Here is a 26,070-nt window from a genome sequence, read left to right on the forward strand (position 1 = left end):
GGTAATCCGTGAAAAAGCTCTCCGCACGACGGCGCCATCCGCTGGCGGCGCTCGTCGTCCTCATCTTCGCGCTGGCGGCCACCGGGGGGCTGTACGCCGCGCTCGCCCCTGCGGGCGAGGCGAAGGCCGACCCGGAGAAGTCGAGCCAGTCCCTCGCCATCGAGGAGGGCAAGAAGCTCTACGACGTCGGCTGCTCCTCCTGCCACGGCACCGGGGGGCAGGGCTCCAGTGACGGTCCGAGCCTCGTCGGCGTCGGCGCGGCCGCCGTCGACTTCCAGGTCGGCACCGGCCGCATGCCCATGCAGCAGCAGGGCGCCCAGGCACCGCGCAAGAAGCAGGCGTACAGCCAGGACGAGATCAACCAGCTCGCGGCGTACGTCGCCTCGCTGGGCTCGGGCCCGGCCCAGCCGACCAAGGAGCAGTACGACCCCAACGGGGCCGACATCGCCAACGGCGGCGAGCTGTTCCGCACGAACTGCGCCCAGTGCCACAATTTCACCGGCAAGGGCGGCGCTCTGACGCACGGCAAGTTCGCGCCCACCCTTGAGGACGTGGATCCGAAGCACGTCTACGAGGCCATGCAGACCGGCCCGCAGAACATGCCTTCCTTCCCCGACAGCACGCTGACGGCGGAGGACAAGAAGGACATCGTCGCCTACATGAAGACGGTGAACAGCAAGGACACGAAGCACCCCGGTGGCTTCAACCTCGGTGGCTTCGGCCCGGTGGCCGAGGGCATGTTCGCCTGGGTCTTCGGCATCGGTGCGCTGGTGGGCGTCGCCGTGTGGGTCGCCGCTCGGACCGCAAAGGCCAAGAAGTCATGAGTAGCCAGACTGGATCACACGAGAACGTGTCAGACGAGAACCTGCCCAAAGAGCAGGCAGACGCGCACGGCGCGGTGACGGCGCACGACGATCCGTTCGCCGACCCGGGAGTGCCCCCGCACGAGCACCGGGTGCAGGACATCGACGAGAAGGCCGCACGGCGCTCCGAGCGCACCGTGGCCCTGCTCTTCACGGTCTCCATGCTGGCCACCATCGGCTTCATCGCCTGCTACGTGGCCTTCCCGGTGGACAAGTTCATCACCGTCTGGCCGCTGGGGCACATCAGCGCGCTGAACTTCACGCTGGGCGTCACGCTCGGCATCGCCCTCTTCTGCATCGGCGCCGGCGCGGTCCACTGGGCCCGCACGCTGATGTCGGACGAGGAGATGGTGGACGAGCGGCACGCCGTCGAGGCGGAGCCCGAGGTCCGCGAGAAGGTCATGGCGGACTTCCGGCAGGGCGCGAAGGAGTCGCAGCTCGGCCGCCGCAAGCTGATCCGCAACACGATGTTCGGCGCGATGGCCATGGTGCCGCTCTCCGGCGTGGTGCTGCTTCGCGACCTCGGGCCGCTGCCCGAGAAGAAGCTCACGCACACGCTGTGGGGCAAGGGCAAGATGCTCATCAACGAGAACACGAAGCAGCCGCTGCGTCCCGAGGACATCCAGGTCGGCTCGCTGACGTTCGCGTGGCCCGAGGGTCTGGACGAGAACGACGAGGAGTTCCAGACCGAGATCGCCAAGGCCGCCCTGATGCTGGTGCGTCTCGAGCCCAAGGACATCAAGGACAAGCGCGAGCTCGACTGGTCGCACGAGGGCATCGTCGCGTACTCGAAGATCTGCACGCACGTGGGCTGCCCCGTCAGCCTCTACGAGCAGCAGACCCACCACGTGCTCTGCCCGTGCCACCAGTCGACGTTCGACCTGTCGGACGGCGCGCGCGTCATCTTCGGTCCCGCCGGCCACCCGCTGCCGCAGCTCAACATCAGCGTCAACAAGGACGGTTACCTCGAGGCGCTCGGCGACTTCGAGGAGCCCGTCGGCCCGGCTTACTGGGAGCGCTCCGCATGAGTACTTCAACAGACACCACCGCTGCGAAGCGGAAAGCGCCCGCGGGCGAGCGGGTAGCCGACTGGGCCGACGGCCGGCTGGGCATCTACAGCCTCGCCAAGGCCAACATGCGCAAGATCTTCCCGGACCACTGGTCCTTCATGCTGGGTGAGGTCGCGCTCTACAGCTTCATCATCATCATCCTGACGGGTGTCTACCTGACGCTGTTCTTCCACCCGTCGATGAACGAGATCGAGTACCACGGCTCGTACGTGCCGATGCAGGGCATCAAGATGTCCGAGGCGTACGCGTCCACGCTCGACATCAGCTTCGATGTGCGCGGTGGTCTGCTCGTGCGGCAGATCCACCACTGGGCCGCGCTGATCTTCCTCGCGGCGATGTTCGTGCACATGATGCGCGTGTTCTTCACCGGCGCGTTCCGCAAGCCGCGCGAGGTCAACTGGATCTTCGGCTTCCTGCTGTTCGTGCTCGGCATGTTCACCGGCTTCACCGGCTACTCGCTCCCGGACGACCTGCTCTCCGGCACCGGTGTGCGGTTCATGGAGGGCGCGATCCTGTCGGTGCCGATCGTGGGCACCTACCTGTCGATGTTCCTCTTCGGCGGGGAGTTCCCGGGGCACGACTTCGTGGCGCGGTTCTTCTCGATCCACGTACTGCTGCTGCCCGGCATCATGCTGGGCCTGCTGGTGGCGCACCTGATCCTGGTCTTCTACCACAAGCACACGCAGTTCGCGGGCCCTGGCCGTACGAACAAGAACGTGGTCGGCATGCCGCTGCTGCCGGTCTACATGGCCAAGGCCGGAGGCTTCTTCTTCCTGGTCTTCGGCGTCATCGCGGTCATCTCGGCGGCGTTCACGCTGAACCCGATCTGGGACATCGGCCCCTACCGGCCCGACCAGGTCTCCACCAACGCGCAGCCCGACTGGTACATGGGCTTCTCCGAGGGACTCATCCGGTTCATGCCGGGCTGGGAGATCCATCTGTGGGGCCACACGCTGGTGATGGGCGTGTTCGTGCCACTGATCATCTTCCCGCTGGTGCTGGTGGCCATCGCGGTCTACCCGTTCATCGAGTCCTGGGTCACCGGCGACAAGCGCGAGCACCACATCGCCGACCGCCCGCGGAACGCGCCGACCCGTACGGCGTTCGGCGCGGCCTGGATCAGCTGGTACTTCGTACTGCTGGTCGGCGGCGGCAACGACCTGTGGGCCACGCACTTCCACCTGTCGATCAACGCGATCACGTACTTCGTCCGCATCGGCTTCTTCGTGGTGCCGATCCTGACGTTCATCGTGACCCGGCGGATCTGCATGGGCCTGCAGCGGCGGGACAAGGAGAAGGTGCTGCACGGGCGCGAGTCCGGCATCATCAAGCGGCTCCCGCACGGTGAGTTCATCGAGGTGCACGAGCCCCTGTCGCAGGAGCAGCTGCACACCCTCACCGCGCACGAGCAGGTCAAGCCGCACGAGATCGGCCCGGCGACGGACGCCAACGGCGTCAAGCGCAAGATCTCGCGCATGGAGAAGCTGCGCGCCAAGCTCTCCAAGGGCATGTACGGCTCGAACGCGCAGGTCGAGAAGGCCTCCGCCGAGGAGTACAAGGAGATCAGCAGCGGCCACGGGCACCACTGACCCGACCCGCGAGCTGAGCTGACGCCACACAGCAGCAGAGCGCGCTGCCGCACGAGGGCCCCGTCCACACCGAGTGGGCGGGGCCCTTCGGCGTGTCCGGCCCCGATAGGGTTGGAGCCGATTCCCGTCCGATTGCCAGGAGTGATTCCCATGAGCGCTGCGTTCCCCGCCGGAGGCGACACCACGGCAGCGCGCACCTGGCCGGATGTCCTGGGCACGCTGCTCGCGGGGGAGGACCTGAGCGCGGAGGCGACCGCCTGGGCGATGGACCGGATCATGCGGGGCGAGGCCAGCGACGCGCAGGTCGCCGGGTTCGCGGTGGCGCTGCGGGCCAAGGGCGAGACCGTCGAGGAGATCTCCGGGCTCGTCGACGCGATGTACGCGCACGCCAACACCATCGAGGTGCCGGGCCCCTCGGTGGACATCGTCGGCACCGGCGGTGACCGGGCCAAGACGGTCAACATCTCCACCATGTCCTCGATCGTGGTGGCCGGCACCGGCGCCAAGGTCGTCAAGCACGGCAACAGGGCTTCATCGAGCGCGAGCGGCGCCTCCGACGTGCTGGAGCGGCTCGGGGTGAATCTGGAGCTCACGCCCGCGCGGGTGGCCGAGGTCGCGGCCGAGGCCGGGATCACCTTCTGCTTCGCGGTGAAGTTCCACCCCTCGCTGCGCCATGTGGCCAACGCGCGCAGGGAGTTGGGCGTGCCCACCCCGTTCAACTTCCTGGGGCCGCTGACCAATCCCGCGCGGGTGCGGGCGCAGGCCACCGGCGTGGCCGACGCGCGGATGGCGCCGATCATCGCGGGCGTGCTGGCCAAGCGCGGTTCCTCGGCCCTGGTGTTCCGCGGCGACGACGGGCTCGACGAGCTGACCACGACCGCCACGTCCACGGTGTGGGTGGTGCGGGACGGCACGGTGCGCGAGGAGTCCTTCGACCCGCGGGACGTGGGGCTCGACCTCGTACCCGTGGAGGCGCTGCGCGGGCAGGACGCCGGGTTCAACGCGGAGGTGGCGCGGCGGCTGCTGGAGGGCGAGCACGGTCCCGTACGGGACGCGGTGCTGCTCAACTCGGCCGCGGCGCTGGTCGCGCTGGCGCCGACGGACGCGCCGCTGCCCGAGCAGATCCGCGCGGCGATGGCGCGCGCGGCCGACTCGGTGGACTCCGGCGCGGCGCGTGCGGCGCTGGAGCGGTGGGTGAAGGCCAGCGCGGTCTGAGGCGTCCGCCGGTCCCCTCCGGGCCGTACCCGGTCCCTTCAGGGCTATACGCAGCAGGGTTCTGCTTGAAAGGCTCTGCTGCGTACCGGCGTTGGAGAGAGGGACAGGGATGACTGAGGCGTCGTCGAAGGTGGCCGTGGTGACCGGGGCCAGCAGCGGGATCGGCGCGGCCACCGCGGTCCGGCTCGCCGAGCAGGGCTACCGGGTGGTGCTCGGCGCGCGGCGCGCCGAGCGCCTGGAGCAGGTCGCGGACAAGTGCGGCGGCCGCGCCGAGTCGCTGGACGTGACGGACCCGGCCTCCGTCGAGGCGTTCTGCGCCACCGTGGAGCGCTGCGACCTGCTGGTGAACAACGCGGGCGGCGCGCTGGGCACCGACCCGGTGGCGGAGGCCGACGAGGACGACTGGCTCGCGATGTACGAGTCGAACGTGCTGGGCACGCTGCGGATGACCAAGGCGCTGCTGCCCAAGCTGATCGCCTCCGGCGACGGCCAGGTGATCACGATCGGCTCGATCGCGGGCCAGGAGCCGTATCCCGGGGGCGCGGGCTACAACGCGGCGAAGCACGCGGTGACCGCGCTGACGAAGGTGCTGCGCAAGGAGATGCTGGGGCAGCCGGTGCGGGTGTGCCAGATCGATCCGGGGCTCGTGCACACGGAGTTCGCCAAGGTGCGCTTCGGCGGGGACGAGGAGCGCGCGGAGAAGGTCTACGAGGGCATGACCCCGCTCTCCGCCGAGGACATCGCGGACTGCGTGGGCTGGGTGGCGGCCCGGCCCGCGCACGTGAACATCGACTCCATGCTGGTGCTCGCCAGGGACCAGTCCTCCGCGCAGGTGGTGCACCGCAGGCAGCAGGACTGAGTCAGCGGGACTGAGTCAGCGGAACGGCCCCGGTGAGAGGGCCGGGGCAACACGACTGACGTACGGCCGCAATGTGGCGCAACGTCATGTCAACACTCCTCTGGAATCGTCGCCTCCGGGGTGCGGACGGCACCCCGGAGCTGCGATGAGGACGAGGTAGTGGCGGTAGAGGAGAAGGCGGCCGAGCCCGCGCGGGAATCCGCCGAGGGCGCGAACGGGCTGCGCACGGGGCTCAAGCGGCGCCATATGAACCTGATCGCGCTGGGCGGGGTGATCGGCGCCGGGCTCTTCGTGGGCAGCGGGGTCGTGATCGGCTCGACCGGTCCGGCCGCCGTGGTCTCCTTCCTGGTGGCGGGCGCGCTCACGGTGCTGATCATGCGGATGCTCGCGGAGATGACCGTGGCGCGCCCGGTGCAGGGCTCCTTCTACGTACACGTGCGGGAGGAACTGGGGCGCCGGGCCGGCTTCCTGACCGGGTGGCTCTACTGGTACTTCTTCGTGATCGTGGTCGCCGTGGAGGCGGTGGCCGGGGGACGGATCATCCAATTGTGGCTGCCGGGCGCCCCGTTGTGGGCCGTCAGCCTGGTGCTGATGGTGCTCCTCACGGCCACGAACATGGTCTCGGCGCGTGCGTACGGGGAGTTCGAGTACTGGTTCTCCTCGGTGAAGGTCGCGGCGATCGTGGTGTTCCTCTTCGCCGGCGTGCTCTGGCTCGCGGGGGTGCTGCCCGGCGGGGGCGGCGCGTCGGAGGCGGCCGGGAACCTGGTGGGGCACGGCGGATTCGCGCCGGCGGGGGCGGCGGCCGTACTGGCGGCGGTGGTGCCCTGCATCGGCTTCTTCACCGGCGCGGAGATCGTCACCATCGCGGCCGCCGAGTCGGAGGAGCCCGAGCGCGCGGTGGCCGACGCCATGCGCTCCATCATCCTGCGGGTGGTCGCCTTCTACGTGCTGTCGGTCGCCGTGGTCGTCTCGGTGGTGCCGTGGAACTCGCACGCCGTGCAGGTCAGCCCGTACGGGGCCGTGCTGGGGGCGATGGGGGTCCCGGCGGTGTCCACGGTGATGAACGCCGTGGTGCTGACGGCCGTGCTGTCCTGCCTCAACTCCGCGCTCTACACGTCCTCCAGGATGCTGTTCGCGCTGACCGGCAACGGGGACGCGCCGCGCGGGCTCGCGAAGATCGGGCGGGGCGGGGTGCCGCGCCGCGCGCTGCTGGCCGGGACGGTGGTCGGCTTCGCCTCCACGGTGGCCGCGTGGGCCTCGCCCGACGGGATCTTCCAGTTCCTGATCAACTCCTACGGCGCGGTCGCGCTGTTCGTGTACCTCCTGGTGGGACTGGCGCAGATCAGGATGCGGCGGCGCCTGGAGCGGGAGGACCCCGACCGGCTGCGGCTGCCCATGTGGGGCTATCCGTGGCTGAGTTGGCTCGCCGTCGCGGGGATGGCCGCGGTGCTGCTGGCCATGGCGGTGCTGCCGGACAGCAGGGCGCAGTTCTGGATGAGCGCGGTCACGCTGGCGGTGGTGCTGGCCGGGTACGAGGTGCGGCGGAGGGTGCGCGCCGAGGGCTGAACTCCCGCCCGTACGCGGCCGGACCCCTGCCCGTACACGGCCGAAGTCCCGACCGTACGCGGCCGAGAAGCGCCGCTCCTCGTAACGCGCCGTCAACCTTTACCCGACAATGTGTGGCCGGGGGAGTGGTGTTGCCACACAGGGGAGGGGACTGGCACATGGAGGATCACCTCAGTTCGCTGGATGCGGCCTTCTGGGGCATGGAGTCGCGGGAGGCGCCGCTGCGGCTGGGGGCGCTGGCCGTGTTCGGCGCCGGGGCGCGGACGCGCACGGCTGAGGAGCTGGCGGCGCTGCTCGCCCAACGGGCCTCCGCGCTGCCGCGGTTGCGCCAGGTGGTGCGGCAGGGGTGGAACCCGCTGGAGGCGCCGCGCTGGCACGAGGTGCCCTGGTTCGACGCGCGGGCCCACGTGGAGGTGCGCCACCTTCCGGCCGCCGCACGGGGATTGGAGGCCGCGGCCCTGGAACGTGAGGCGGCGCGGGCCGCCTGCGGGGCGCTGCCGGAGGGGGCGCCGCCGTGGCGGCTGCACCTGTTCACCGGGCGGCGGCCGGAGGAGGGCTTCGCGCTGCTCGCCGAGTTCCACCACGCCTCGGTCGACGGGCTGCGGGCGATGGAGCTGGGCGCCGCGCTCTTCGACCCGATGGAGGTGCGCGGGCGGACGTTCGGCGGCCCGCCCGAGGAGGGCCGGGAGGGCGGCGGCGGGGAGCCCGTCGGGGGAGTGCTGCGGTACGCCGATCCGCGCCGCGCCGTGGACGCCGTACGGGCCATCGCGGGGCTGCCGGGGCGGATACCCGGTCAGGTGGCGAGGACCCGCAGGGCCGCCGAGATCGCCGCGTCCGTCGCGGCCACCGCGGCGGGCAACGCGCTGCATCCGCAGGCCAGTCCGCTGCACGCGGCGGTGGGCCCGGCCGCCTGCGGCCGGGCCTTCGCGTTCCCCGTGCTGCCGCTGGACGCGGTGCACCGGATACGCAAGGCGCACGGCGGCACCGTCAACGACGTGCTGCTCGCGCTGTGCGCCGCCGCGCTGCGCCACCGCATCCAGGCCGCGGGGCACGATCCGGCGGCCCGCCCCGTACGGGTGCTGGTGCCGGTCAGCAGCAGGCGCCGCCCCGGCGACCCCCGGCTCGGGAACCAGCTCTCCGGGCACCTCCTGCGCCTCCCGCTCGGCGAGTCCGACCCGCTGGAGCGGCTGCGCCTGGTGCGCGAGGCGATGCGCGCGCACAAGGAGCGCGGCCCCCGCCGAGGCCCCGGCGCCTTCGCGCTGCTCACCGACCTGGTGCCGCCCGCCGCGCACCGGCTGGCCGGGCCGCTGCTGCGGGAGTCGGCGCCGCTGCTGTTCGACGCGCTGGCCACGAGTGTGCCGTTGCCTGACATCCCGTTCACGCTCGACGGGGCGCCGCTGCGCGCCCTGCACCCGCTCGCCCCGCTGGCCGGAGGACACCAGCTCGCGGTGGCGATGACCCCGTACCGGGGCGCGGTCCACTTCGGGCTGCACGGCTCGGCCGACGGCGCCCTGCCGCCCGCCGCGCTCGCGGGGGCGCTGCACGGGGCGCTGCGGGAGCTGTGCGCACTGTCGTAGCCGCGGGGCTGCGAACCGCGAGCGTGAGCCGTGAGCCGTGAGCCACGAGCCGTGAGCCACGGGCCGCGCGGGACCGGTGGCGTGCGTGCCGCCGGTCCCGCCATACGGACACCCTTGCGGAACGGGCGATCACCTGTGCCATACTCCTGCCCAGGTCACGAGCGACAGCGAAGAAGGCCCCGGCCCGCTGTCCGGCAACCCTCCTGCCGTGGTGGGGTGCCCCGGGTGATGACCAGGCCGCACGACAGCAAGGTCTGCGGCAAGCACGGATCCCTCAGCCAGGGGTCCTGGTCTTCGAGGGAGCTTTCTCGTGAGTCAGCGAATGCGATAGGGCCGCGCCGGTCTCTCCGGTAGCGCCGGCCCTTCTCCGGTTCTCCGCATCCTCAAGCACCGCGTTCCGCGCGCCCGTCGCCCGGGCCGTGCGTCGCCACGCGTGTGTCTCGCCTGCCTTCGTACGGGAGTTTTCCGCCATGTCGTACCTGTCCTCCGCCCAGTCCGCGCCCTCCGCCGTCTCCGCGCCCACCGGCTCCGCCGCGGCCGGGACCGCCGATGCGGAGCCCGCCTGCGCGCCGCTTCCCCTGCCCGTCCTCGGCCGCGACGTCAGCGTCCCGCTGGTCACCGGCGGCGAGGTCAGCTACGCCGCGCTCGACTACGCGGCGAGCGCCCCCGCGCTCCAGCGGGTGTGGGACGACGTGGCCGCCTACGCCCCGTACTACGGCAGCGTGCACCGCGGCGCGGGCTACCTCTCGCAGCTCTCCACCGAGCTGTTCGAGCAGAGCAGGCGCACGGTCGCGGAGTTCACCGGGTGCCGCGAGGGCGACGAGGTGATCTTCACCCGCGCCACGACGGACTCCCTCAACCTGCTCGCCTCCGTACTGCCGCAGGGCACCCGGGTGTTCGTCTTCGAGACCGAGCACCACGCCTCGCTGCTGCCCTGGCGCGGGCACGACACCACGTTCCTCGACGCGCCCCGCTCGCCCGAACAGGCCGTGCACACCCTGGAGGAGGCGCTGCACCAGGCGCCGAAGGGTCCCAAGCTGGTGTGCGTGACCGGCGCATCGAACGTGACCGGCGAGATCTGGCCGGTGCGCGAGCTCGCCGAGGCGGCGCACCGGCACGGCGCGCGCATCGTGGTGGACGCCGCGCAGCTCGCCCCCCACCACCCGGTGAGCCTGGCCGAGTCGGGCGCCGACTGGATCGCCTTCTCCGGGCACAAGCTGTACGCGCCGTTCGGCGCCGGGGTGCTCGCCGGTCGCGCCGACTGGCTGCGCGAGGCCGAGCCCTACCTCGCGGGCGGCGGCGCCAGCCGCAAGGTGTCGCGCACCGCCGAGGGCGGCGTGGAGGTCGAGTGGCACACCACCGCCGCGCGCCACGAGGCCGGTTCGCCGAACGTCATCGGCGCGTACGCCGTCGCCTCCGCCTGCCGCGCGCTGACAGCCGCCGGTTTCGACCGCCTGGTGGAGCGCGAGCGCGAGCTGCTGGAGAAGCTGGAGTCGGGCCTGGCGGGAGTCGAGCAGGTGCGGGTGCTCTCGCTGTTCGGCGAGGGCACCGACAGGGTCGGGGTGCTCTCCTTCGTCGTGGACGGCTGGAACAGCTCGCACTTCGCCGCCGCGCTCTCCGCCGAGTACGGAATCGGCGTACGGGACGGGCTGTTCTGCGCGCACCCGCTGCTGCGCACCCTGCTCGGCGGCGAGGAGAGCGACCCCGGCGAGTGCGGAGCCCCCGAGGCGGCGCCCGGCGAGAAGTCGCTGAACGCGATCCGGGTCAGCTTCGGCGCCGGTACGCCGGACGAGCACGTCGAGCGCTTCGTGCGGGCCGTGCGCGAACTGGTCACCGACGGCGCGCGCTGGACCTACCGCACCGAGGACGGGCGCTGCGTGCCGGACAGGACCGGCGCGGGCTCGGGCTCCTCCGGCTCCGAGGGCTGAGCGGCCTGGGCGCCCGCCGGCCTGAGGCGGGTGCCCAGCAGGACCATGCGCAGGGCGTGTTCGGCGGCGTCGGCGAGGTATTCGGCGCCGCGGTCCAGGGCCTCGGCGAGACCGACGGGCGCGGGCAGTATCGACCGGTAGGCGTCGATGCCCGCGGCCCGCGCCTCGTGCGCGCCCTCGCCGAGGGTTCCGGCCAGCGCGAGTACGGGGCGTCCGTACCGCTTCGCCCTGCGCGCCACCTCGGCCGGCACCTTGCCGCGCGGGGTCTGCCCGTCGAGCGAGCCCTCCGCGGTGATCACCAGATCGGCGCGTGCCAGCCGCGCGTCCAGGCCGAGGCCGTCGAGCCCGAGCCCGTCGAGCAGCACCTCGAAGCGGGGGAGCAGCCGGGCGCCCAGCGCCGCGAGGCCCGCGCCGAGCCCGCCGGAGGCGCCGGTCCCTGGCCCGTACCGCAGGTCGGTCACCGCGCGCGGCCACCCGCGCAGGTCCCGCTCCAGCACCCGGGCCCAGCGCTCGAGCCCGTACGAGAGCCGCTCCGTCTGCGCGGCGGTCGCGCCCTTCTGCGGGCCGAAGACGCGGGCGACGCCGCGGGGGCCGCACAGGACGTTGAACGGGTTGCAGGCGACGAGCAGTCCGGCCTCGCGCAGCCGCGGGTCGAGTCCCGCCGTGTCGATGCGGTCGAGCCGGGCCAGGGCCGCGCCGCCGGGCGGGAGCCGCGCTCCCGAGGCGTCCAGCAGGCGCGCGCCGAGCGCCTCCAGCGCGCCCGCGCCGCCGTCCGAGGTGCCCGAGTCGCCGCAGCCGACCAGGATGCGGCGGGCGCCCGAGTCCAGTGCGGAGCGCAGGAGTTCGCCGACGCCGTACGTGGTCGTCGCGCCGGGATCGCGGAGTTCGCGGGGTACGAGGGAGAGCCCGGCGACGGCCGCCATCTCGACCACGGCGGTGCGGCCCGCCGCGGACGCGCCGCCGCCGAGCAGCGCGAAGTGGGTGTCCACCGGGGCGCCGACCGGGCCCGTCGCGGTGCGCCGCAGGAGCCGCCCGCCGGTCGCCGCCGCCAGCGTCTCGGCGGTGCCCTCGCCGCCGTCCACCAGGGGTACGAGGTCGATGGTCGCGCCCGGTTCGACCCGGCGCAGCCCCTCGGCGATGGCCTCGGCGGCACCCTGGGCCGACAGCGACTCCTTGAAGCCGCTGGGGGCGACGGTGAAGTGGTGCGCGTGCACGGGGAGTTGGGGCGTGAGGTGAGGCATGACGTACTCCTTCGTCCAAAGGGGTGGCGTGCGGCGGTCAGATCACCGGGACGCCGAGCAGCGGCCACACGGCGAGCGCGAACAGCAGCACCAACAGCGCGCTGACCGGCGCCAGCACGGCGGACAGCCGCAGCAGGTCGCGCGGCGCGTAGGTGGGGGTGCCGGGGACGTCGGCGAAGAGGGCGACCGGCTTCGCGGAGGCGGGGAGGGTGTGGCAGAAACCGGCCGCGGCGGTCGAGGCGAGGCCGGCGGCGACGGGGTTGACGCCCGCGCCCGCGGCGGCGGCCACCACCAGCGGCACCAGCACGCTGGACCGCGCCGAACGGGACTGGAGCAGCAGATGCGCCGCCGTGCTCACGCCGACGACCACGGCGAGGAAGGCCCAGGGCGGCAGCGCCTCGCCGGGCAGCCCGGCCACCAGCCAGCGCGCCGCGCCGGATTCCATGAGCGCGACGCCCATCGCCATGGTCGCCGCCATGAACAGGAGCAGCGCCCAGGGGACGGTCTTGAGCGCGTCCTTGAGCGGCACCGTTCCCAGGGCCGGTGAGGCCGCGACGACGGCGCCGATCAGCGCGACGAGTGCGGGGGACACCCCGTGGACGGGCTCGCTGCACCACAGCACGACGACGGTGGCCAGCAGCAGCGCGGCCCGTGCCTCGTGCGGGGTCAGCGGCCCGGTGACCGGGGTGTCGGTGTGCTGCTCGATGTCCTGTGCGGTGACGCGTACGGGGCCGCGGCGGTCGGCGCGCTTCGTGGTGGTCAACAGGACGGCCTCCGCCGCCGCGTGGGAGGTCGCCACTGCGAGGGGCAGGCCGAGGAGCAGCCACTTCGTGAAGCCGATCTGTTCGCCCGTGGTCTCCAGCAGCACCGCGACGGTGATCAGGTGGGCGCCGGCGCCGATCAGCGTGGCCACGGCGGAGAGCAGGATGACGGTGGGGAAGAGGAGCGCGAGCATCACCACCACGCGGGTGCGCCCCGCGAGCGCCTTCGCCAGCGCGAGGAACACCGGGAGGGCCAGCGCGGCCCTGCCGGAGGTCGCCGGGATGGCGAACGCCGAGACCACGAGCGCCGCGGTACTGAGGTGCGCGAGCTGCCGTACGCTGCGGGCCCCGCTCACCAGGAAGGCCGCCGCGCGGGCCGCGAGTCCTGTGCGGGAGACCGCGGCTGCCAGTACGAAGGCGCAGATCAGCAGCCATACGGTGGGGTCGCCGAGCGTCCCGAAGAGCTGCTCGCTGCTGATCACGCCGGTCGCGGCGAGGGCCAGTCCCGCGCCGAGGGCGATGTAGGTGTCGTCGATCGGGGTGCCGATCCAGGCGCAGGTGGCGCAGGCGAAGACGGCGAGGGTCAGCCGTGCGTCGGTGCCGAGGGTGGGGAGGACGCCGGGGACGGCGAGGAGTGCGCACAGGGTGAGCGCGGTGCAGAGTGCGGCGGCGTGGCGTATCGGCATGGTGCCGAGCCTCTTTGGGCGCGGTGAGGGCCCAATGAGCCGTTTATGAAGGTGAGTTCACCTTGTCCGGGGCTGGGCCCCGGGCCCCGTTGGGAGCGGGGTTGCGTGGGAGCAGGGGGCGCGAGTCCGGTTGTGCCCACCCGTTCCGCCCCAGCGGAACGAATGCCCACAACCTCAAAGGGACGCCGATACGGAAGTCGACCACAGGCTTGTGCGGAGCAAGGCTCGGCCGGAGGCGCGGAGCGTCGTAGGGCGGGCCGGAAGGCACAAAGTCGGGCGCAACCACAACCCACATCCCGCCGCAGCGGGAGGCGACCAGAAGCGCACCCGACCGGCGGTCCAAGCGGGACGCTAAGGCAGGCGATACCCCATCCCGCGCACGGTCTCCAGACAGTGCGCACCCAGCTTCTTGCGCAGCGCCCGCACGTACACATCCACGATGTTCGAGCCGGGGTCGAAGTCGTACCCCCACACATGCGACAGGATCTGCTCGCGGGAGAGCACCTGGCCCGGGTGGCGCAGGAACAGTTCCAGCAGGACGAACTCGCGTGCTGTCAGGTCCACCGTCCGCCCGCCCGCACGCGCGCGCCGCGTGCGCAGGTCCAGCGTGAGGTCCCCGTTCCGCAGCACCGTCACCTCCGGCGCGCGGGCCGCGGTGCGCAGCCGCAGCCGTACGCGCGCCAGCAGCTCCTCGAAGCGGAACGGCTTCGTCATCCAGTCGTCGGCCCCGCCCTCCAGGCCCGCCACGGTGTCGCGTACCGAATCCCGCGCGGTCAGCACGATCACCGGCATCGTCACCCGCGCCTCGCGCAGCTCCCGCAGCACGCTGAACCCGTCCCTGCCCGGCAGCCCGATGTCCAGCACGGTCAGGTCGAAGCCGCCGGTGCACGCGTAGTCGAAGGCGGTGTCGCCGTCGGCGGCGACGGTCGTGGTGAACCCGTTGGCCCGCAGGCCCTTCTCGACGAAGGCGGCGATCCGCTCCTCGTCCTCGGCGATCAGGATGCGGTTCAACTCTCTCCCTCTGTCCCTGTCTCCTCGTCGGCGTGCCCCGGATCGCCCTCCACCGGCAGGACCAGCGCGAACGTCGCGCCCCCGCCCTCCGTCGCGCGCAGCTCGGCCCTGCCGCCGTGGCCCTCCACGATGGCCTTCACGATCGACAGCCCGAGCCCGGCGCCGCCGCTGCGCACACCGCGCCGCGCGCTGCCCCGCCGGAACCGTTCGAAGACCAGCGCCGCGTCCTCCGGGCTCACCCCGGGCCCGCTGTCGACCACGTACAGCTCGACCTCGCCCGAGGGGAGCCGCCGCGAACCCAGCCGTACGGTGTCGCCCTCCGCCGTGTGCTGCACGGCGTTCTGCGCGAGCTGCACCATGGCCTGGGTGATCCGCTGCGGGTCCAGGCGCACGGCGCCCTCGGCGACACCGTCCAGCCGCCACGCGCGCTCGCCCAGCGCGCGGGCCTTCACGTACACGTCGGCCGTCAGCTCGGCCAGCTCGACAGGCTCCGGGGTGACGAAGTCCGGGCGCTCGGCCTTGGCGAGCAGCAGCAGGTCCTCGACTATGCGGCTCATCCGGTCGAGTTCCTCGGTGACCAGCCGCACCGTCTCCTCGCGCTCGGCCGGGTCCTCGCCCATCAGCTCCAGGTGGCCGCGCACGATCGTGATCGGCGTGCGCAGCTCGTGCCCCGCGTCGTCCACGAACTGCCGCTGCGCCGCGAACGCCCGCTCCAGCCTGTCCAGCATCGCGTTGAACGTGGCCGCCAGCGCCGCCATGTCGTCCCTGTCCTCCCGCCCGTGCACCGGGATGCGCCGGGTGAGGTCCTGCCCGGTGAGCTGCGCGGCCGTCGTACGGACCAGCCGTACGGGGGCGAGGATGCGGCCCGCGACCGCCCAGCCGATGCACACGGTCATCAGCAGCGCGGCGCCCGAGATGGCCAGCAGCAGCCGGAAGACCTGCTCGGCGCGCTGCTGTTCGCGGTCCACGTGGAAGGCGACCACGAAGGTGCCGCGCGGACCGCTGCCGTCCGGCTCGATGGTGACCTTCGCCCAGCGGACCTCGCTCGCGCCGCCGCCCGGCCGCAGCGTGCCCGAACTGTCCCGGTCCGCCGCGATGTTCCGCAGCGCAGCCTTGTCCCGGTGCAGCGGGTGCGGGCTCGGGATGTCCCTGCGCTGCCGGATCACCGAGTCGCCGACGGCGCCCAGCAGCTCCTCGTCCGGATCGGCGTACTGCCGCTCCAGGAACACCGTGAGCAGCCTGCGCGCCGAGCCGAACGGCCTGCCGGTCTCCGGATCGCGGCCGCGCTCCACGAAGTTGGCGAACTCCCCGGTCTCCTGCGCCAGCAGCCCCGAGGTCCGCTGGTCCACGTCGCGCAGCAGGATCGAGCGCGTGGTGAGGGCGACCGCCGCGAGGGCCACGGCCATGACCGTCAGCAGCCACAGCAGGATGCGCACCCGCGCGGTGACGACCCGCCGCCTGCCGCTCCCGGCCCCGGCGCCCGCGGGCGCTCCGGCCTCCCCCGCGTCCGGCTCCACCTCCTCGTACGCCTCCCGCTCAGTTGTCGTCGCCGCCGGGGCCGTCGTCATCGTCGTCGTCGGCCTTGTCATCGGTGGCCTTCTCGTCGGTGGCGGAGGGCTGCGGTACGGACTCGTCGCCGGGGGTCGCCGAGGGGCTGCCCGAGGGCGTGCCGGTGCCCGGCGTACGCGGCTCGTCGCTCCCCCGCGGCGAGGGGCTCTCGCTCTCCAGCTCCACCTTGGAGGGGGACTTGGGCGGGTCGGGGCTCTCGGTCAGCGCGTAACTGGTGGCCGCGATGCCCAGCGGGATCGCCACCACGGCCGTCAGGGTCGCCATGCGGTGTGTGAACGCCATGGGGGAGAGGCTGGCGTGCGCGGGCGAACGGGCGGATGAAGCCCGGATGAGGAAATCCTCATCGGGGGAGGCCGGTCGCCCTTCGCGATCCGGTTTCCCGGATTCCTCAGGACCGGATTCCTCAGGAATCCAGCCCGATGGCGAAGGCCGACTCCAGGTCGTGCTGCGAATACGTGCGGAAGGCGATGTGCGTCTCGGTCGACTCCACCCCGGGCACCTTGCTGATCCGGCCGGGGATCACGTCGGCCAGGTCGTCGTGGCGCGCCACCCGCACCATCGCGATCAGGTCGTGCGCCCCCGTGACCGAGTAGACCTCGCTGACGCCCTCCAGCGCCGCGATCTGCTCGGCGATCTCGGGGATGCGGTCGGTGCTGGTCTTGATGAGCACGATCGAGGTGATCACGGTGCGGACTCTCCCTTGGTGGCCGGAGCGGGCCCGCCCACCTTATCCGCCCCCGTCACCTCCGTACCGGTGCGCCCGTCCCCGCCCGCGCCCTCGCCCGCCTCCGTACGGCGGACCTCTCCGCGGCGCAGCAGCCAGGCGTACCCGAAGCCCATGGCGAAACCGAACACATGGGCAAGGTGCGCCACCCCGGGGCCGCCCGCCGCGTCGCCGCGCACGCCGCCGCCCTGGATCAGCAGCCAGAACGGGAGCACCAGCCAGGCGGGAAGGCGCAGCGGAAGAAAGAAGAGGAACGGGAAGAGGCTCGTGACCCGCGCCCTGGGAAAGAGGAACAGGAAGGCGCCCAGCACCGCCGAGATGCCGCCCGATGACCCCACGACGGTCTCGGTCGAAGAGGGGTGCACCGCCGCGTAGCAGACCAGCGCCGCACTGCCGGTGACCAGGTAGAAGAGGGCGAACCGCAACGACCCCACGCGCTCCTCCACCCATCCGCCGAACACGAACAGGAAGAGGAGGTTGCCGAGCAGATGCACCCAATTCCCGTGCACGAACAGGGCGGTGACCGGAGTGAGCAGCGGACGCGCGGCCCCGCTCCACAGATCCCTGGGCAGTACGCCCCACTCCGCGAAGTACGCCTCCTGTGCCCGCTCCAGCGCGTGCCCCGTCCCGTACACCCCGAGGAAGCCGGACGCCGGACCGGTGAGGAAGAGCACAGAGCTGACCACGATCACCGCGAGGGTCACGCCCGGCCGGCCGCCGTACGCCCCCGACCTGGGCGGAAAGGGGACCCGGAAGCTCATCGCGCGCACCCCGCCACCGCCTTCCCCGCTCCTCCCGAGCCGCCGTGTCCGCATCTGCGGATCATGACTGCCGGGAAACGGGGCAGGCTCCACGACACACGCGTGTCGGCGGCAGGACTTAGGGTGACCGGATACCGGGGGCACTCCCGGTACCCGTGTGCCCGCGGCCCGGCGGCGGCGCGTGTGGACGAATGATGACGGCAAGGCTCGACTCGACGGCTCACAAGCCCCGTCGGTGACCCCGGAGCCCTCCGGAGTCCGGCGGGAGGATGAGAGAAAAGGACGACACCATGACCGTTTCCGCGCCCACGGCCACGACACGCTGGCGCTGCACGCTCTGCGGCAATCTGACCCGGTTCGATGTGACCCGGTCCAGCAAGGTGGTGGAGTACGTCCATCTGGACCTCGCCGGTGACGCGCAGGTCGAGGAACAGGAAGTGCTCAGTGAGACCATCGAGACCGTGCGCTGCCGCTGGTGCAACGCCGTGGACGAGGTCGAGCTCGTGGACCGGCCGGGCGCACACGTCTGAGGAACGGCAGGTGTGAACGGTGGTTGGACCGACAGGCGGCGAACGCGATCCCGAGCGTGAGCCGCCCGAGGACGTGCCCGGGGAGGAGGCCGCGGACGAGGGCGCCGAGGCGCTCGAAGGACCGCTGCCCGAGAAGGTGCGGCGCCGCGTCGTCGCCCTCACCTCGGACGCGCTCGGCGGCCTGACCATCGCCGAACTCCCGGCCCCGCTGCGCCAGTACGCCCGCTTCACCCCGCAGCGCCGCACCCGCTTCGGCGGCAACGCCATGGCGGCGGCGCTGGCGGGGGACTCGGTGTTCCGGCAGCGGATCGCCGGGCGGCTGCGCGAGCGGCTGCCCGAGCTCACCGAGGTGGTGGAGGGCGGCGACCCGCCGGCCGCCGCCGATCCGGTGGACGTCGCCGCCGTCGCGTATGTGCTGCGCCCCGACGGCTGGGTCAAGCTGGTCGCCGCCGCGGGCGAGGAGGCCCAGCGCGCCCAGGCCGAGCAGGCGGGCGAGGAGGCGCAGCGCGAACTCACCCGGCTCCGCGAGGAGCTGGCCGAGGCCCGCAGGGCGTCCCGCGCCGAGTCCGAGCGCAGCAGGGGCGAACTCGACTCCGTACGCAAGGAGCTGGAGGCCACCCAGCGGAAGCTGCGCAGCGCGCGCAGCGATGTGAAGCGCGGCGAGGCCGAGGTGCGCAAGCTGCGCGCCGAGCTGGAGTCGGTGCGGCAGGGCGCGCAGACCGAGAAGGCCGCGGCCGACAGCGAGGTGCGGCGGCTCAAATCCCGCCTCGCCGAGGCCGAGACGGCGCTGGAGGCCGGGCGCAAGGCGGCCCGCGAGGGCCGCAGCGTCGAGGACATGAGGGTGCGGCTGCTGCTGGACACGGTGCTCGACGCGGCGCAGGGCCTGCGCCGCGAGCTGGCCCTGCCGCCCTCCGAGGGCCGGCCGGCCGACACCGTGGACGCGGTGGAGCCGGGGCGGATGACCCCCAAGGACATCGCGGCGCGCGCGCTCTCGGAGACCGACCCCGCGCTGCTGGACCAGCTCCTGGCGCTGCCGCAGGCCCACCTCGTGGTCGACGGGTACAACGTCACCAAGACCGGTTACCCCACCATGCCCCTGGAAAAGCAGCGACTGCGCCTGCTGGGCGGACTCGCCGTGCTGGCGGCCCAGTCGGGCGCCGAGGTCACCTGCGTCTTCGACGGCGCCGAGCTGGCCGCGCCGGTGCTGCTCGCGCCACCGCGCGGGGTGCGGGTGCTGTTCAGCAAGCCGGGCGAGACGGCCGACGAGCTGATCCGCCGCCTGGTGCGGGCCGAGCCCGAGGGGCGGCCCGTCGTCGTGGTCTCCTCCGACCGCGAGGTCGCCGACGGCTGCGCGGCGGCCGGGGCACGCCCGGTGGCCTCGGCGCTGCTGCTGAAGCGGCTCGCGCGTACGTAGCCTGCCTCTCCGGTACGGGGTCCGGCGCTGCGACACGGGGCCCGGCGCCCCCGCGCAAGGTGCGGCGCCTCGCGCCCGGTTGACGGCGCTTTTCCCAAGTTCCGCGCCCCGTCCGTGAGTTGAAAAACGAGCTGTCCGTAGTGCTCAAGTCGCAATCCGTGGGCGGGGGGTAAAGAATAGGCTTGAGTGACGGGATTTTTGTCAGAGGGATTTGATCCGATCAGTTACGCGTGGCTAGTGTCTGGCCCAACCTTCGCGAGGTTGATCGTCCATCGGGGGCGACGGCGAAGGTCCGCCTAGGTCCGCGGAGCGTTCCAGCGACGCGGAGCCGGAGTGACTGAACCGGCAGGCGGCTGAGGAAGAAGGAGACCGCCCCAGTGGCGTCCCACCGTCGACTGAAGCAGCCGAGCCGCGCCCGCGTCACCGTTTTCACGGCGACCGCCGCGGCAGCCGTAGCGCTCACCTCGCAGGCAGCGCACGCCGACCCGGGGACCTCCAAGAAGAAGGAGGTCAAGGAGAAGGTCGACAAGCTCTACCACGACGCAGAGGCGGCCACCGAGAAGTACAACGGGGCCAAGGAAGACCAGAAGAAGCTCCAGAAGCAGGTCGACGACCTGCAGGACAGCGTCGCGCGGGGTCAGCAGGACCTCAACAAGATGCGCGACAACCTGGGTTCGATGGCCAGCGCCCAGTACCGCACCGGCGGCATCGACCCCTCCGTGCAGCTCTTCCTCTCCTCGCACCCGGACAACTACCTCGACAAGGCCGGTGCCCTGGACCAGCTCAGCACCAAGCAGGCCGGCGCGCTCAAGGAGATCCAGAGCAAGCAGCGCACCCTCGCGCAGCAGCGCAAGGAGGCGCAGGGCAAGCTCGCGGACCTCGCCGACACCCGCAAGGAGCTCGGCGAGAAGAAGAAGGACATCCAGGGCAAGCTCTCCAAGGCGCAGTCGCTGCTCAACTCGCTGACCGCCAAGGAGCGCCAGAAGCTCCAGCAGGAGCAGGCGAAGGCCGACAAGGCCTCGGCGTCCAAGGCCGACCTGGGCGACCTCGGCTCCGCCTCGCAGCGCGCGGTCGCCGCGTTCAACGCCGCCAAGACCAAGATCGGTTCGCCGTACGTCTGGGGCGCCACAGGGCCCAGCTCCTTCGACTGCTCGGGCCTGACCTCCTGGGCGTACAACCAGGCCGGCGTCTCGCTGCCGCGCACCTCGCAGGCGCAGGCCAACGTGGGCACCCGCATCAGCAGCGAGAGCCAGCTCAAGCCGGGCGACCTGGTGTTCTTCAACAGCGACCTCAGCCACGTGGGCTTCTACGCCGGCAACGGCCAGATGCTGCACGCGCCGAAGCCGGGCGCCTCGGTGCGCTTCGAGGCGCTGGAGTTCGGCGGCGACTTCATGTTCGGCCAGCGCGTCGGCTGACACGCGCCGCGCCGGCCGTACGAGCCGAGCCGGCTGACACACCGCGCCGGCGGATCCGCACTGTGCGTGATCCTCCCGGCACCGGGCCTCGTTCGTACGAGTGAAACCCGGAGCCCCGATCTCATAGCCCCGCCCCGCCGGTGACCTGCGTCGTCCGGCGGGGCGGCGGCGTTGCGGGGCCGGCGGCCGACTCCGGGGCGCGGCGCGGTTCTTGGACCCTCCGTGACAACCCCGCTACATTCGCGCGCACTCTCGCCTAGCGGAAGGACAGCGCGCTCCGTGGTCTCTTACCGGTCCTCGTCCCTCACCCTGCTGTCGGCGGCCGCCGGCGCCGCGGTGGTGCTGATCCCCGTGGCCGCCCCGGCGGACGCCGCCCCCGGCGACGACGCGCACTCGCGCTCGGCGCTCAACTCGCGTGTGGACAGGCTGTACCACGAGGCCGAGGTGGCCACGGAGAAGTACAACGGGGCGCGGGAGCGTGCCGGGCGGCTGCGCGAGCAGGCCGAGCACGCGCAGGACCGGCTCGCGCGCGGGCAGGGCGAGGTGAACCGGCTGCGCCGGGCGCTGGGCGCGGTCGCCGGGGCGCAGTACCGCTCGGGCGGCATCGACCCGACCGTCGAGCTGCTGCTCTCCTCCGACCCCGCGGGCTATCTGGAGCGCGCCGCGACCCTCGACCGCATCGGCAGCAACCAGAGCACCAAGCTGGACCGACTGGACGAGGCGCAGCGCGGATTGGCGCGGCAGCGGTCCGAAGCGACCGCGCGGCTGGGTCAGTTGGAGCGGGAGCAGCGGGCGCTGCGGGAGCACAAGCGGTCCGTACGGGAGAAGCTGGGCACCGCGCAGCGGCTGCTCAACCGCATGTCGCCGCGGGAGCGGGCGGAGCGCGAGCGGCCGTCGCGGTCCGGTACGCGGGGTGTGCCGGACTTGTCGGGGGCCGGGGCCTCCTCGGCGCGGGCCGCGTCCGCGGTGGCCGCGGCGCAGTCGGCGATCGGGTCGCCGTACGTGTTCGGGGCGGCGGGGCCCGGGGTGTTCGACTGCTCCGGGCTGATGCAGTGGGCTTATGCGCGGGCCGGGGTCGCGTTGCCGCGTACGTCGCAGGCGCAGGCGGCGGCGGGGCGTTCCGTGCCGTTGTCGGCGGCGCGGCCTGGGGATCTTGTGGTGTACCGCGATGACGCGAGCCACATCGGGATGTACGCCGGGGGTGGGCAGGTGATCCATGCGCCCTATCCCGGGGCGGTGGTCCGCTACGAGTCGGTGAACATGATGCCGGTGCACTCGGTGGTGCGGCCCTAGCCGGGGGCTGGGGCGGCGGGCGAACCGCAGCGAGGCTGGTCGGCGGTCGTAGACCGGCGTTCTTCGCCCCCGCGGGGAAACGTACGATCGCACGTGTGGGTGGTCATAGGTCCTGGCGTGGAGTGGCGAGCTTGCTGTGTGTGGGGGCGCTGCTCGCGGGGGCGGCCGGGTGCGGGCCCCCGGAGGAACCCCATCGCGCGGAACGCGACCACGTGCAGAAGCTCCTGGACCGGCAGGCCCGCGCCGTGCGGGACAAGGACGAGCGGGCCTATCTGGCCAGTGTGTCGCCGGGTCCGGGCGAGCGGGGATACCGGGACGCGCAGCGGGACGTCTTCCGGAATCTGGAGCGGCTGCCCCTCGCCGAGTGGTCCTACCGCGCGAGCGGCGTACAGGTCCCCAGGGACGGCGGCTTCACCGCCCAGGTGCGGCTCTCCTACCGGCTGCGCGGCCACGACCGCGCCCCGGTGACCACCACCGAGCGGCTGGCCTTCGACAAGCGCGGGGGCCGCTGGTACCTCACCGGGGAACTGCCCGGCTCCGCGCCCCAGTTGTGGGAGCAGGGCCGCATCCGCCTCGTACGCGGCGAACGCAGTCTCGTGCTCGGCGTCGGCAGGGACGAGGACGAGCTGCGCTCCCTCGCGCGCGAGGCGGACCGCGCGGTGACCGCCGTCGCGAAGGAGTGGCCGCACCACTGGCCGCACCGTGTCGTGCTCGAAGTGCCGGGCTCGCTGCGGCGGATGGCCGAGCTGCTGGACGCGCCCGCTTCCTCGTACCAGGGCATCGCCGCCGTCACCACGGGTGAGGCCGGGGCGTCCGAGCGCGCGCCGGCCGACCGGATCGTGGTGAACCCGGAGGCGTACGGGCTGCTCGGCGAGTCAGGCCGCCAGGTCGTCATGACCCACGAGACGGTCCACGTGGCCACCCGCACCGCCACCTCGGACGCCACGCCCCTGTGGCTCTCGGAGGGGCTGGCCGACTGGGTCGCGTACCGCGGCGGCGACAGCTCGCCCCGCCAGGTCGCGCCCGAACTCGCCCGCGCCGTGCGCGCCTCGGGCCCGCCCCGCACGCTGCCCTCGGACCGCGACTTCCGGTTCGGCGGCGACCAGCAGACGATGGGGCGCGCGTACGAGGGAAGCTGGCTGGCGTGCCGGATGATCGCCGACCTGTGGGGGACAGGGCGGCTGGCCGCGCTCTACCGCAAGGTGGGGGAGGGCGAGCGCCACGATCCCGCGCGGCTGGACCGCGTACTGCGGGAGGAACTGGGCGTGTCCACCCGCAAGCTCACGGCGTGGTGGCGCGACTATCTGGAGCGGGAGCTCGGCTGAACTCCGCCTGCTCCTGGCCCTGCTCGTGCCCCCGCCTCTGCCCGCGCGCCCGCGCCGAGTCGGGCCCGTGCCGCGGCCGGTACCGGGGCCTGCGGGGCGCGGGCTCGCGCCCGGAGACCGTCGCGCGCCACAGCCGTACGCAGGCGATGAGGGCCGCGGCCGCCAGCAGCCCGTTGCGCACCGCCAGCACCAGCAGCCCCTCCCAGTCGCTCGCCACCACGTGCCCGAACCACAGCGGGAACTCCACCAGCGTCACCCCGGTCGCCAGCACGACCAGCACCGCCGGCAGCGCCATCCGGCTGCCCCGCACGGTGAGGCAGACCGCGGCGACGCCGACCAGCCACACCGTGTACTGCGGCGAGATGACCCGGCTGGTCACCGTGAACAGCAGCACCGCGGTGAACGCCGCGTCCGCAGGGGTGGCCGCCGACCAGGCGCGGGCCCGCAGCCGCCACAGCAGCAGCCAGCCCAGCGCGAGCGCGTTGAGCGCCAGCGCCGCGTTGCTGACCAGGTCGACGTACGGGCCGAGGAACTCCACCGAGCCGTAGTTCAGCAGCACCTGGCCGTCCCAGCCGAAGTGCCGTGCCACGTGGAAGACCAGCGCGCCCAGCGACTCCACCTCGGTGCCGCGGTCGGTCTGGTACGAGAGGAACGCCAGGGCGCCCGGCATGCTCAGCGCGAATCCCGCGGTCAGCGCCGCCGCGGTGAGCACCGCCATGGTCCAGCTCCTGCGGGTGGCCCGGCCGCGCGGCATGCCCAGCAGCACGAGCACGGGCCACACCTTGAGCATCGCGCCGAGCCCGGCGAGCACACCGGCCGTACGGGGACGGCGCGCGGCCGCCAGCAGCGCGGCGACGGCGACGGCGGTGACCATCACGTCGTAGCGCGCGTACGCGGTCGGGCCGAGCAGCGCGATGCCCGCGACCCACACCCAGACGCCCGCGCGGGGTCCGCCGCGGCGGCCCGCGTACAGCAGGAGCGCCATGGTGAGCGCGTCCGCGGCGCAGACCATCACGTAGAAGCCCGCGTCGTAGTGGAGGGAGGGGAGCAGCCCGGGGGAGAGGATGGCGAGCGCGGCGGCCGGCGGATACTGCCAGGTCACGTCGTGCGGCGGGAAGATGCCGCTCTTCAGCGCCTCGAACCAGCCCTGATAGATGATCAGGACGTCGTGGGTCACGTCGGGCCCCGGCACGGTGAACACCTTGAACACGAGCATCAGCAGCACCGCCCGGGTGGCCACCCATGTGGCGAGCGGCGCCGCGAGCGAACCGCGTCTCGCGGGGGCCGCGTGCCCCGCCCCGGAGCCCTCCGCCATGCCCGCCTCACCGCTCCTCTGCTCGCTCACCGCCGCCATGATGCCGAACCGCGCCGCCGCGCGGTCGTCCGGCCCCGGGCCGGACCCGGGCCGAACCCGGGCACCGCCGCCGGGACGTCACCGGGACGCCACCGGGGCCTTTCGCCGGGTACGGACTCGCCGCTGGGCCCGGAGACGTACACGGTACTGTCGGCGGCGATGGACAAGACCTTGATCGTCACCAACGACTTCCCGCCGCGTCCCGGCGGCATCCAGGCGTTCCTGCACAGCATGGCGCTGCGCCTGGACCCGGAGCGGGTCGTCGTCTACGCGTCCACCTGGAAGCGCGGCAGCGAGGGCGCCGAGGCGACCGCGCGCTTCGACGCCGAGCAGCCCTTCCCCGTGGTGCGGGACCGCACCACCATGCTGCTGCCCACGCCGGGCGCGACCCGGCGGGCCACCGAGCTGCTGCGCGAACACGGGTGCAGCTCGGTGTGGTTCGGCGCCGCGGCGCCGCTCGGGCTGATGGCGCCCGCGCTGCGGAAGGCGGGCGCGCGGCGGCTGGTGGCGACCACGCACGGGCACGAGGCGGGCTGGGCGCAGCTCCCCGCGGCGCGGCAGCTCCTGCGGCGGATCGGGGAGAGCACCGACACGATCACGTATCTCGGCGAGTACACCAGGTCGCGGATCGCCCGCGCGCTCACGCCGGAGGCGGCGGCGCGCATGGTCCAACTCCCGCCCGGTGTCGACGAGAAGACCTTCCACCCCGGCTCGGGCGGCGACGCGGTGCGCGAGCGGCTGGGCCTCAGTGAGCGGCCCGTCATCGTGTGCGTGTCACGGCTCGTACGCCGCAAGGGCCAGGACACCCTGATCAGGGCCATGCCGCGGATCCTCGCCGAAGTGCCGGACGCGGCGCTGCTGATCGTGGGCGGCGGTCCGTACGGCGACGAGCTGGAGAAGCTCGCCGCCTCCCTCGGGGTGTCGGAGTCGGTGCACTTCACCGGGCCCGTGCCGTGGGAGGAGCTGCCCGCGCACTACGGCGCGGGCGACGTCTTCGCCATGCCCTGCCGCACGCGGCGGAAGGGGCTCGACGTGGAGGGCCTCGGCATCGTGTACCTGGAGGCCTCCGCGACCGGGCTCCCCGTCGTGTCCGGCGATTCGGGCGGCGCGCCGGACGCGGTGCTGGACGGGGAGACGGGGTGGGTCGTACGGGGCGGCTCCGCCGAGGAGGCCGCGGAGCGGGTCACCGCGCTGCTGCGTGATCCCGAGCTGCGTGCGCGCATGGGGGCGCGGGGCCGCGAGTGGGTGGAGTCCCAGTGGCGCTGGGACTTGCTCGCCGACAAGCTGCGAACGTTGCTGTAATTCGGGGTTTCAGGGCT

General features: G+C 72.9%; 22 protein-coding genes and 1 riboswitch. Of the genes, 14 read left to right on the forward strand and 8 right to left on the reverse strand.

All coding sequences use genetic code 11. The annotated features are described in order from the left end of the window. The first annotated feature begins 8 nt into the window (after positions 1-8). From qcrC to ABEE00_RS12235, 8 genes are all read left to right on the forward strand, one after another. Positions 9-824: a cytochrome bc1 complex diheme cytochrome c subunit gene (gene qcrC, locus ABEE00_RS12200; RefSeq protein ID WP_345745374.1), complete on the forward strand. Its 816-nt coding sequence runs from the start codon at positions 9-11 to the stop codon at positions 822-824. Then, positions 821-1,891, forward strand: coding sequence for a cytochrome bc1 complex Rieske iron-sulfur subunit (qcrA, locus tag ABEE00_RS12205; protein WP_345745375.1), 1,071 nt, complete (start codon positions 821-823; stop codon positions 1,889-1,891). Before qcrC ends, qcrA begins: the two co-directional genes overlap by 4 nt. Further along, on the forward strand, positions 1,888-3,522 hold the full coding sequence (gene qcrB / locus ABEE00_RS12210) for a cytochrome bc1 complex cytochrome b subunit (RefSeq protein WP_345745376.1): 1,635 nt from the start codon (positions 1,888-1,890) through the stop codon (positions 3,520-3,522). Before qcrA ends, qcrB begins: the two co-directional genes overlap by 4 nt. Before the next feature lie 150 nt (positions 3,523-3,672). Beyond that, positions 3,673-4,737: an anthranilate phosphoribosyltransferase gene (gene trpD / locus ABEE00_RS12215; protein WP_345745377.1), complete on the forward strand. Its 1,065-nt coding sequence runs from the start codon at positions 3,673-3,675 to the stop codon at positions 4,735-4,737. Positions 4,738-4,846: 109 nt separating this feature from the next. Continuing rightward, the gene (locus ABEE00_RS12220) at positions 4,847-5,596 is read left to right on the forward strand and encodes an SDR family NAD(P)-dependent oxidoreductase (protein ID WP_345745378.1); all 750 of its coding nucleotides are present in this window, start codon (positions 4,847-4,849) and stop codon (positions 5,594-5,596) included. A gap of 159 nt (positions 5,597-5,755) precedes the next feature. Then, on the forward strand, positions 5,756-7,162 hold the full coding sequence (locus tag ABEE00_RS12225; RefSeq protein WP_345745379.1) for an amino acid permease: 1,407 nt from the start codon (positions 5,756-5,758) through the stop codon (positions 7,160-7,162). Between the two features lie 158 nt (positions 7,163-7,320). After that, a complete protein-coding gene (locus tag ABEE00_RS12230) occupies positions 7,321-8,739 on the forward strand; it encodes a wax ester/triacylglycerol synthase domain-containing protein (protein WP_345745380.1) in 1,419 nt (472 codons plus the stop codon). A gap of 153 nt (positions 8,740-8,892) precedes the next feature. Further along, a riboswitch (SAM riboswitch) is annotated at positions 8,893-9,011 on the forward strand. Positions 9,012-9,209: 198 nt separating this feature from the next. Continuing rightward, a complete protein-coding gene (locus tag ABEE00_RS12235; protein WP_345745381.1) occupies positions 9,210-10,667 on the forward strand; it encodes an aminotransferase class V-fold PLP-dependent enzyme in 1,458 nt (485 codons plus the stop codon). Here the strand turns inward: ABEE00_RS12235 and ABEE00_RS12240 are convergent. From ABEE00_RS12240 to ABEE00_RS12270, 7 genes are all read right to left on the reverse strand, one after another. Then, complete coding sequence (locus ABEE00_RS12240) at positions 10,592-11,908, reverse strand: glycerate kinase family protein (RefSeq protein WP_345745382.1); 1,317 nt, start codon at positions 11,906-11,908, stop codon at positions 10,592-10,594. The genes ABEE00_RS12235 and ABEE00_RS12240 overlap by 76 nt on opposite strands. A 37-nt stretch (positions 11,909-11,945) precedes the next feature. Then, positions 11,946-13,355: an SLC13 family permease gene (locus tag ABEE00_RS12245; RefSeq protein WP_345745383.1), complete on the reverse strand. Its 1,410-nt coding sequence runs from the start codon at positions 13,353-13,355 to the stop codon at positions 11,946-11,948. A 351-nt stretch (positions 13,356-13,706) separates the two neighbouring features. After that, positions 13,707-14,366, reverse strand: coding sequence for a response regulator transcription factor (locus ABEE00_RS12250; RefSeq protein ID WP_345745384.1), 660 nt, complete (start codon positions 14,364-14,366; stop codon positions 13,707-13,709). After that, positions 14,363-15,772, reverse strand: a complete 1,410-nt coding sequence (locus ABEE00_RS12255; protein WP_345745446.1) for a sensor histidine kinase — start codon at positions 15,770-15,772, stop codon at positions 14,363-14,365. Before ABEE00_RS12255 ends, ABEE00_RS12250 begins: the two co-directional genes overlap by 4 nt. Positions 15,773-15,902: 130 nt before the next feature. Further along, positions 15,903-16,217, reverse strand: coding sequence for a small hydrophilic protein (locus ABEE00_RS12260; RefSeq protein WP_345745385.1), 315 nt, complete (start codon positions 16,215-16,217; stop codon positions 15,903-15,905). A 121-nt stretch (positions 16,218-16,338) separates the two neighbouring features. Further along, positions 16,339-16,620, reverse strand: a complete 282-nt coding sequence (locus ABEE00_RS12265) for an Lrp/AsnC family transcriptional regulator (RefSeq protein ID WP_345745386.1) — start codon at positions 16,618-16,620, stop codon at positions 16,339-16,341. Continuing rightward, entirely contained in the window at positions 16,617-17,420 is an 804-nt protein-coding gene (locus ABEE00_RS12270) for a rhomboid family intramembrane serine protease (RefSeq protein WP_345745387.1), read from the reverse strand. Before ABEE00_RS12270 ends, ABEE00_RS12265 begins: the two co-directional genes overlap by 4 nt. 290 nt (positions 17,421-17,710) lie before the next feature. Here ABEE00_RS12270 and ABEE00_RS12275 point away from each other — a divergent pair, with 290 nt between their 5' ends. From ABEE00_RS12275 to ABEE00_RS12295, 5 genes are all read left to right on the forward strand, one after another. After that, a complete protein-coding gene (locus tag ABEE00_RS12275) occupies positions 17,711-17,950 on the forward strand; it encodes a hypothetical protein (protein ID WP_345745388.1) in 240 nt (79 codons plus the stop codon). A 73-nt stretch (positions 17,951-18,023) separates the two neighbouring features. After that, positions 18,024-19,364 (forward strand): NYN domain-containing protein, encoded by a 1,341-nt coding sequence (locus ABEE00_RS12280; protein ID WP_345745447.1) that lies wholly within the window; start codon positions 18,024-18,026, stop codon positions 19,362-19,364. 377 nt (positions 19,365-19,741) lie between these two features. Continuing rightward, positions 19,742-20,779 (forward strand): C40 family peptidase, encoded by a 1,038-nt coding sequence (locus ABEE00_RS12285; protein WP_345745389.1) that lies wholly within the window; start codon positions 19,742-19,744, stop codon positions 20,777-20,779. A 279-nt stretch (positions 20,780-21,058) separates the two neighbouring features. After that, positions 21,059-22,072, forward strand: coding sequence for a C40 family peptidase (locus ABEE00_RS12290; RefSeq protein WP_345745390.1), 1,014 nt, complete (start codon positions 21,059-21,061; stop codon positions 22,070-22,072). A 140-nt stretch (positions 22,073-22,212) separates the two neighbouring features. After that, on the forward strand, positions 22,213-23,397 hold the full coding sequence (locus tag ABEE00_RS12295; protein WP_345745448.1) for a hypothetical protein: 1,185 nt from the start codon (positions 22,213-22,215) through the stop codon (positions 23,395-23,397). On the opposite strand, the gene ABEE00_RS12300 is transcribed toward ABEE00_RS12295, so the two are convergent. After that, positions 23,354-24,712: a glycosyltransferase family 87 protein gene (locus ABEE00_RS12300; protein ID WP_451918562.1), complete on the reverse strand. Its 1,359-nt coding sequence runs from the start codon at positions 24,710-24,712 to the stop codon at positions 23,354-23,356. The two genes, ABEE00_RS12295 and ABEE00_RS12300, sit on opposite strands and share 44 nt — an antisense overlap. A gap of 198 nt (positions 24,713-24,910) precedes the next feature. On the opposite strand from ABEE00_RS12300, the gene ABEE00_RS12305 reads away from it, so the two are divergent. Further along, positions 24,911-26,053, forward strand: a complete 1,143-nt coding sequence (locus tag ABEE00_RS12305; RefSeq protein WP_345745391.1) for a glycosyltransferase family 4 protein — start codon at positions 24,911-24,913, stop codon at positions 26,051-26,053. Positions 26,054-26,070 lie beyond the last annotated feature (17 nt).

It is taken from the genome of Streptomyces odontomachicola, assembly GCF_039605595.1.
Lineage (GTDB): Bacteria > Actinomycetota > Actinomycetes > Streptomycetales > Streptomycetaceae > Streptomyces.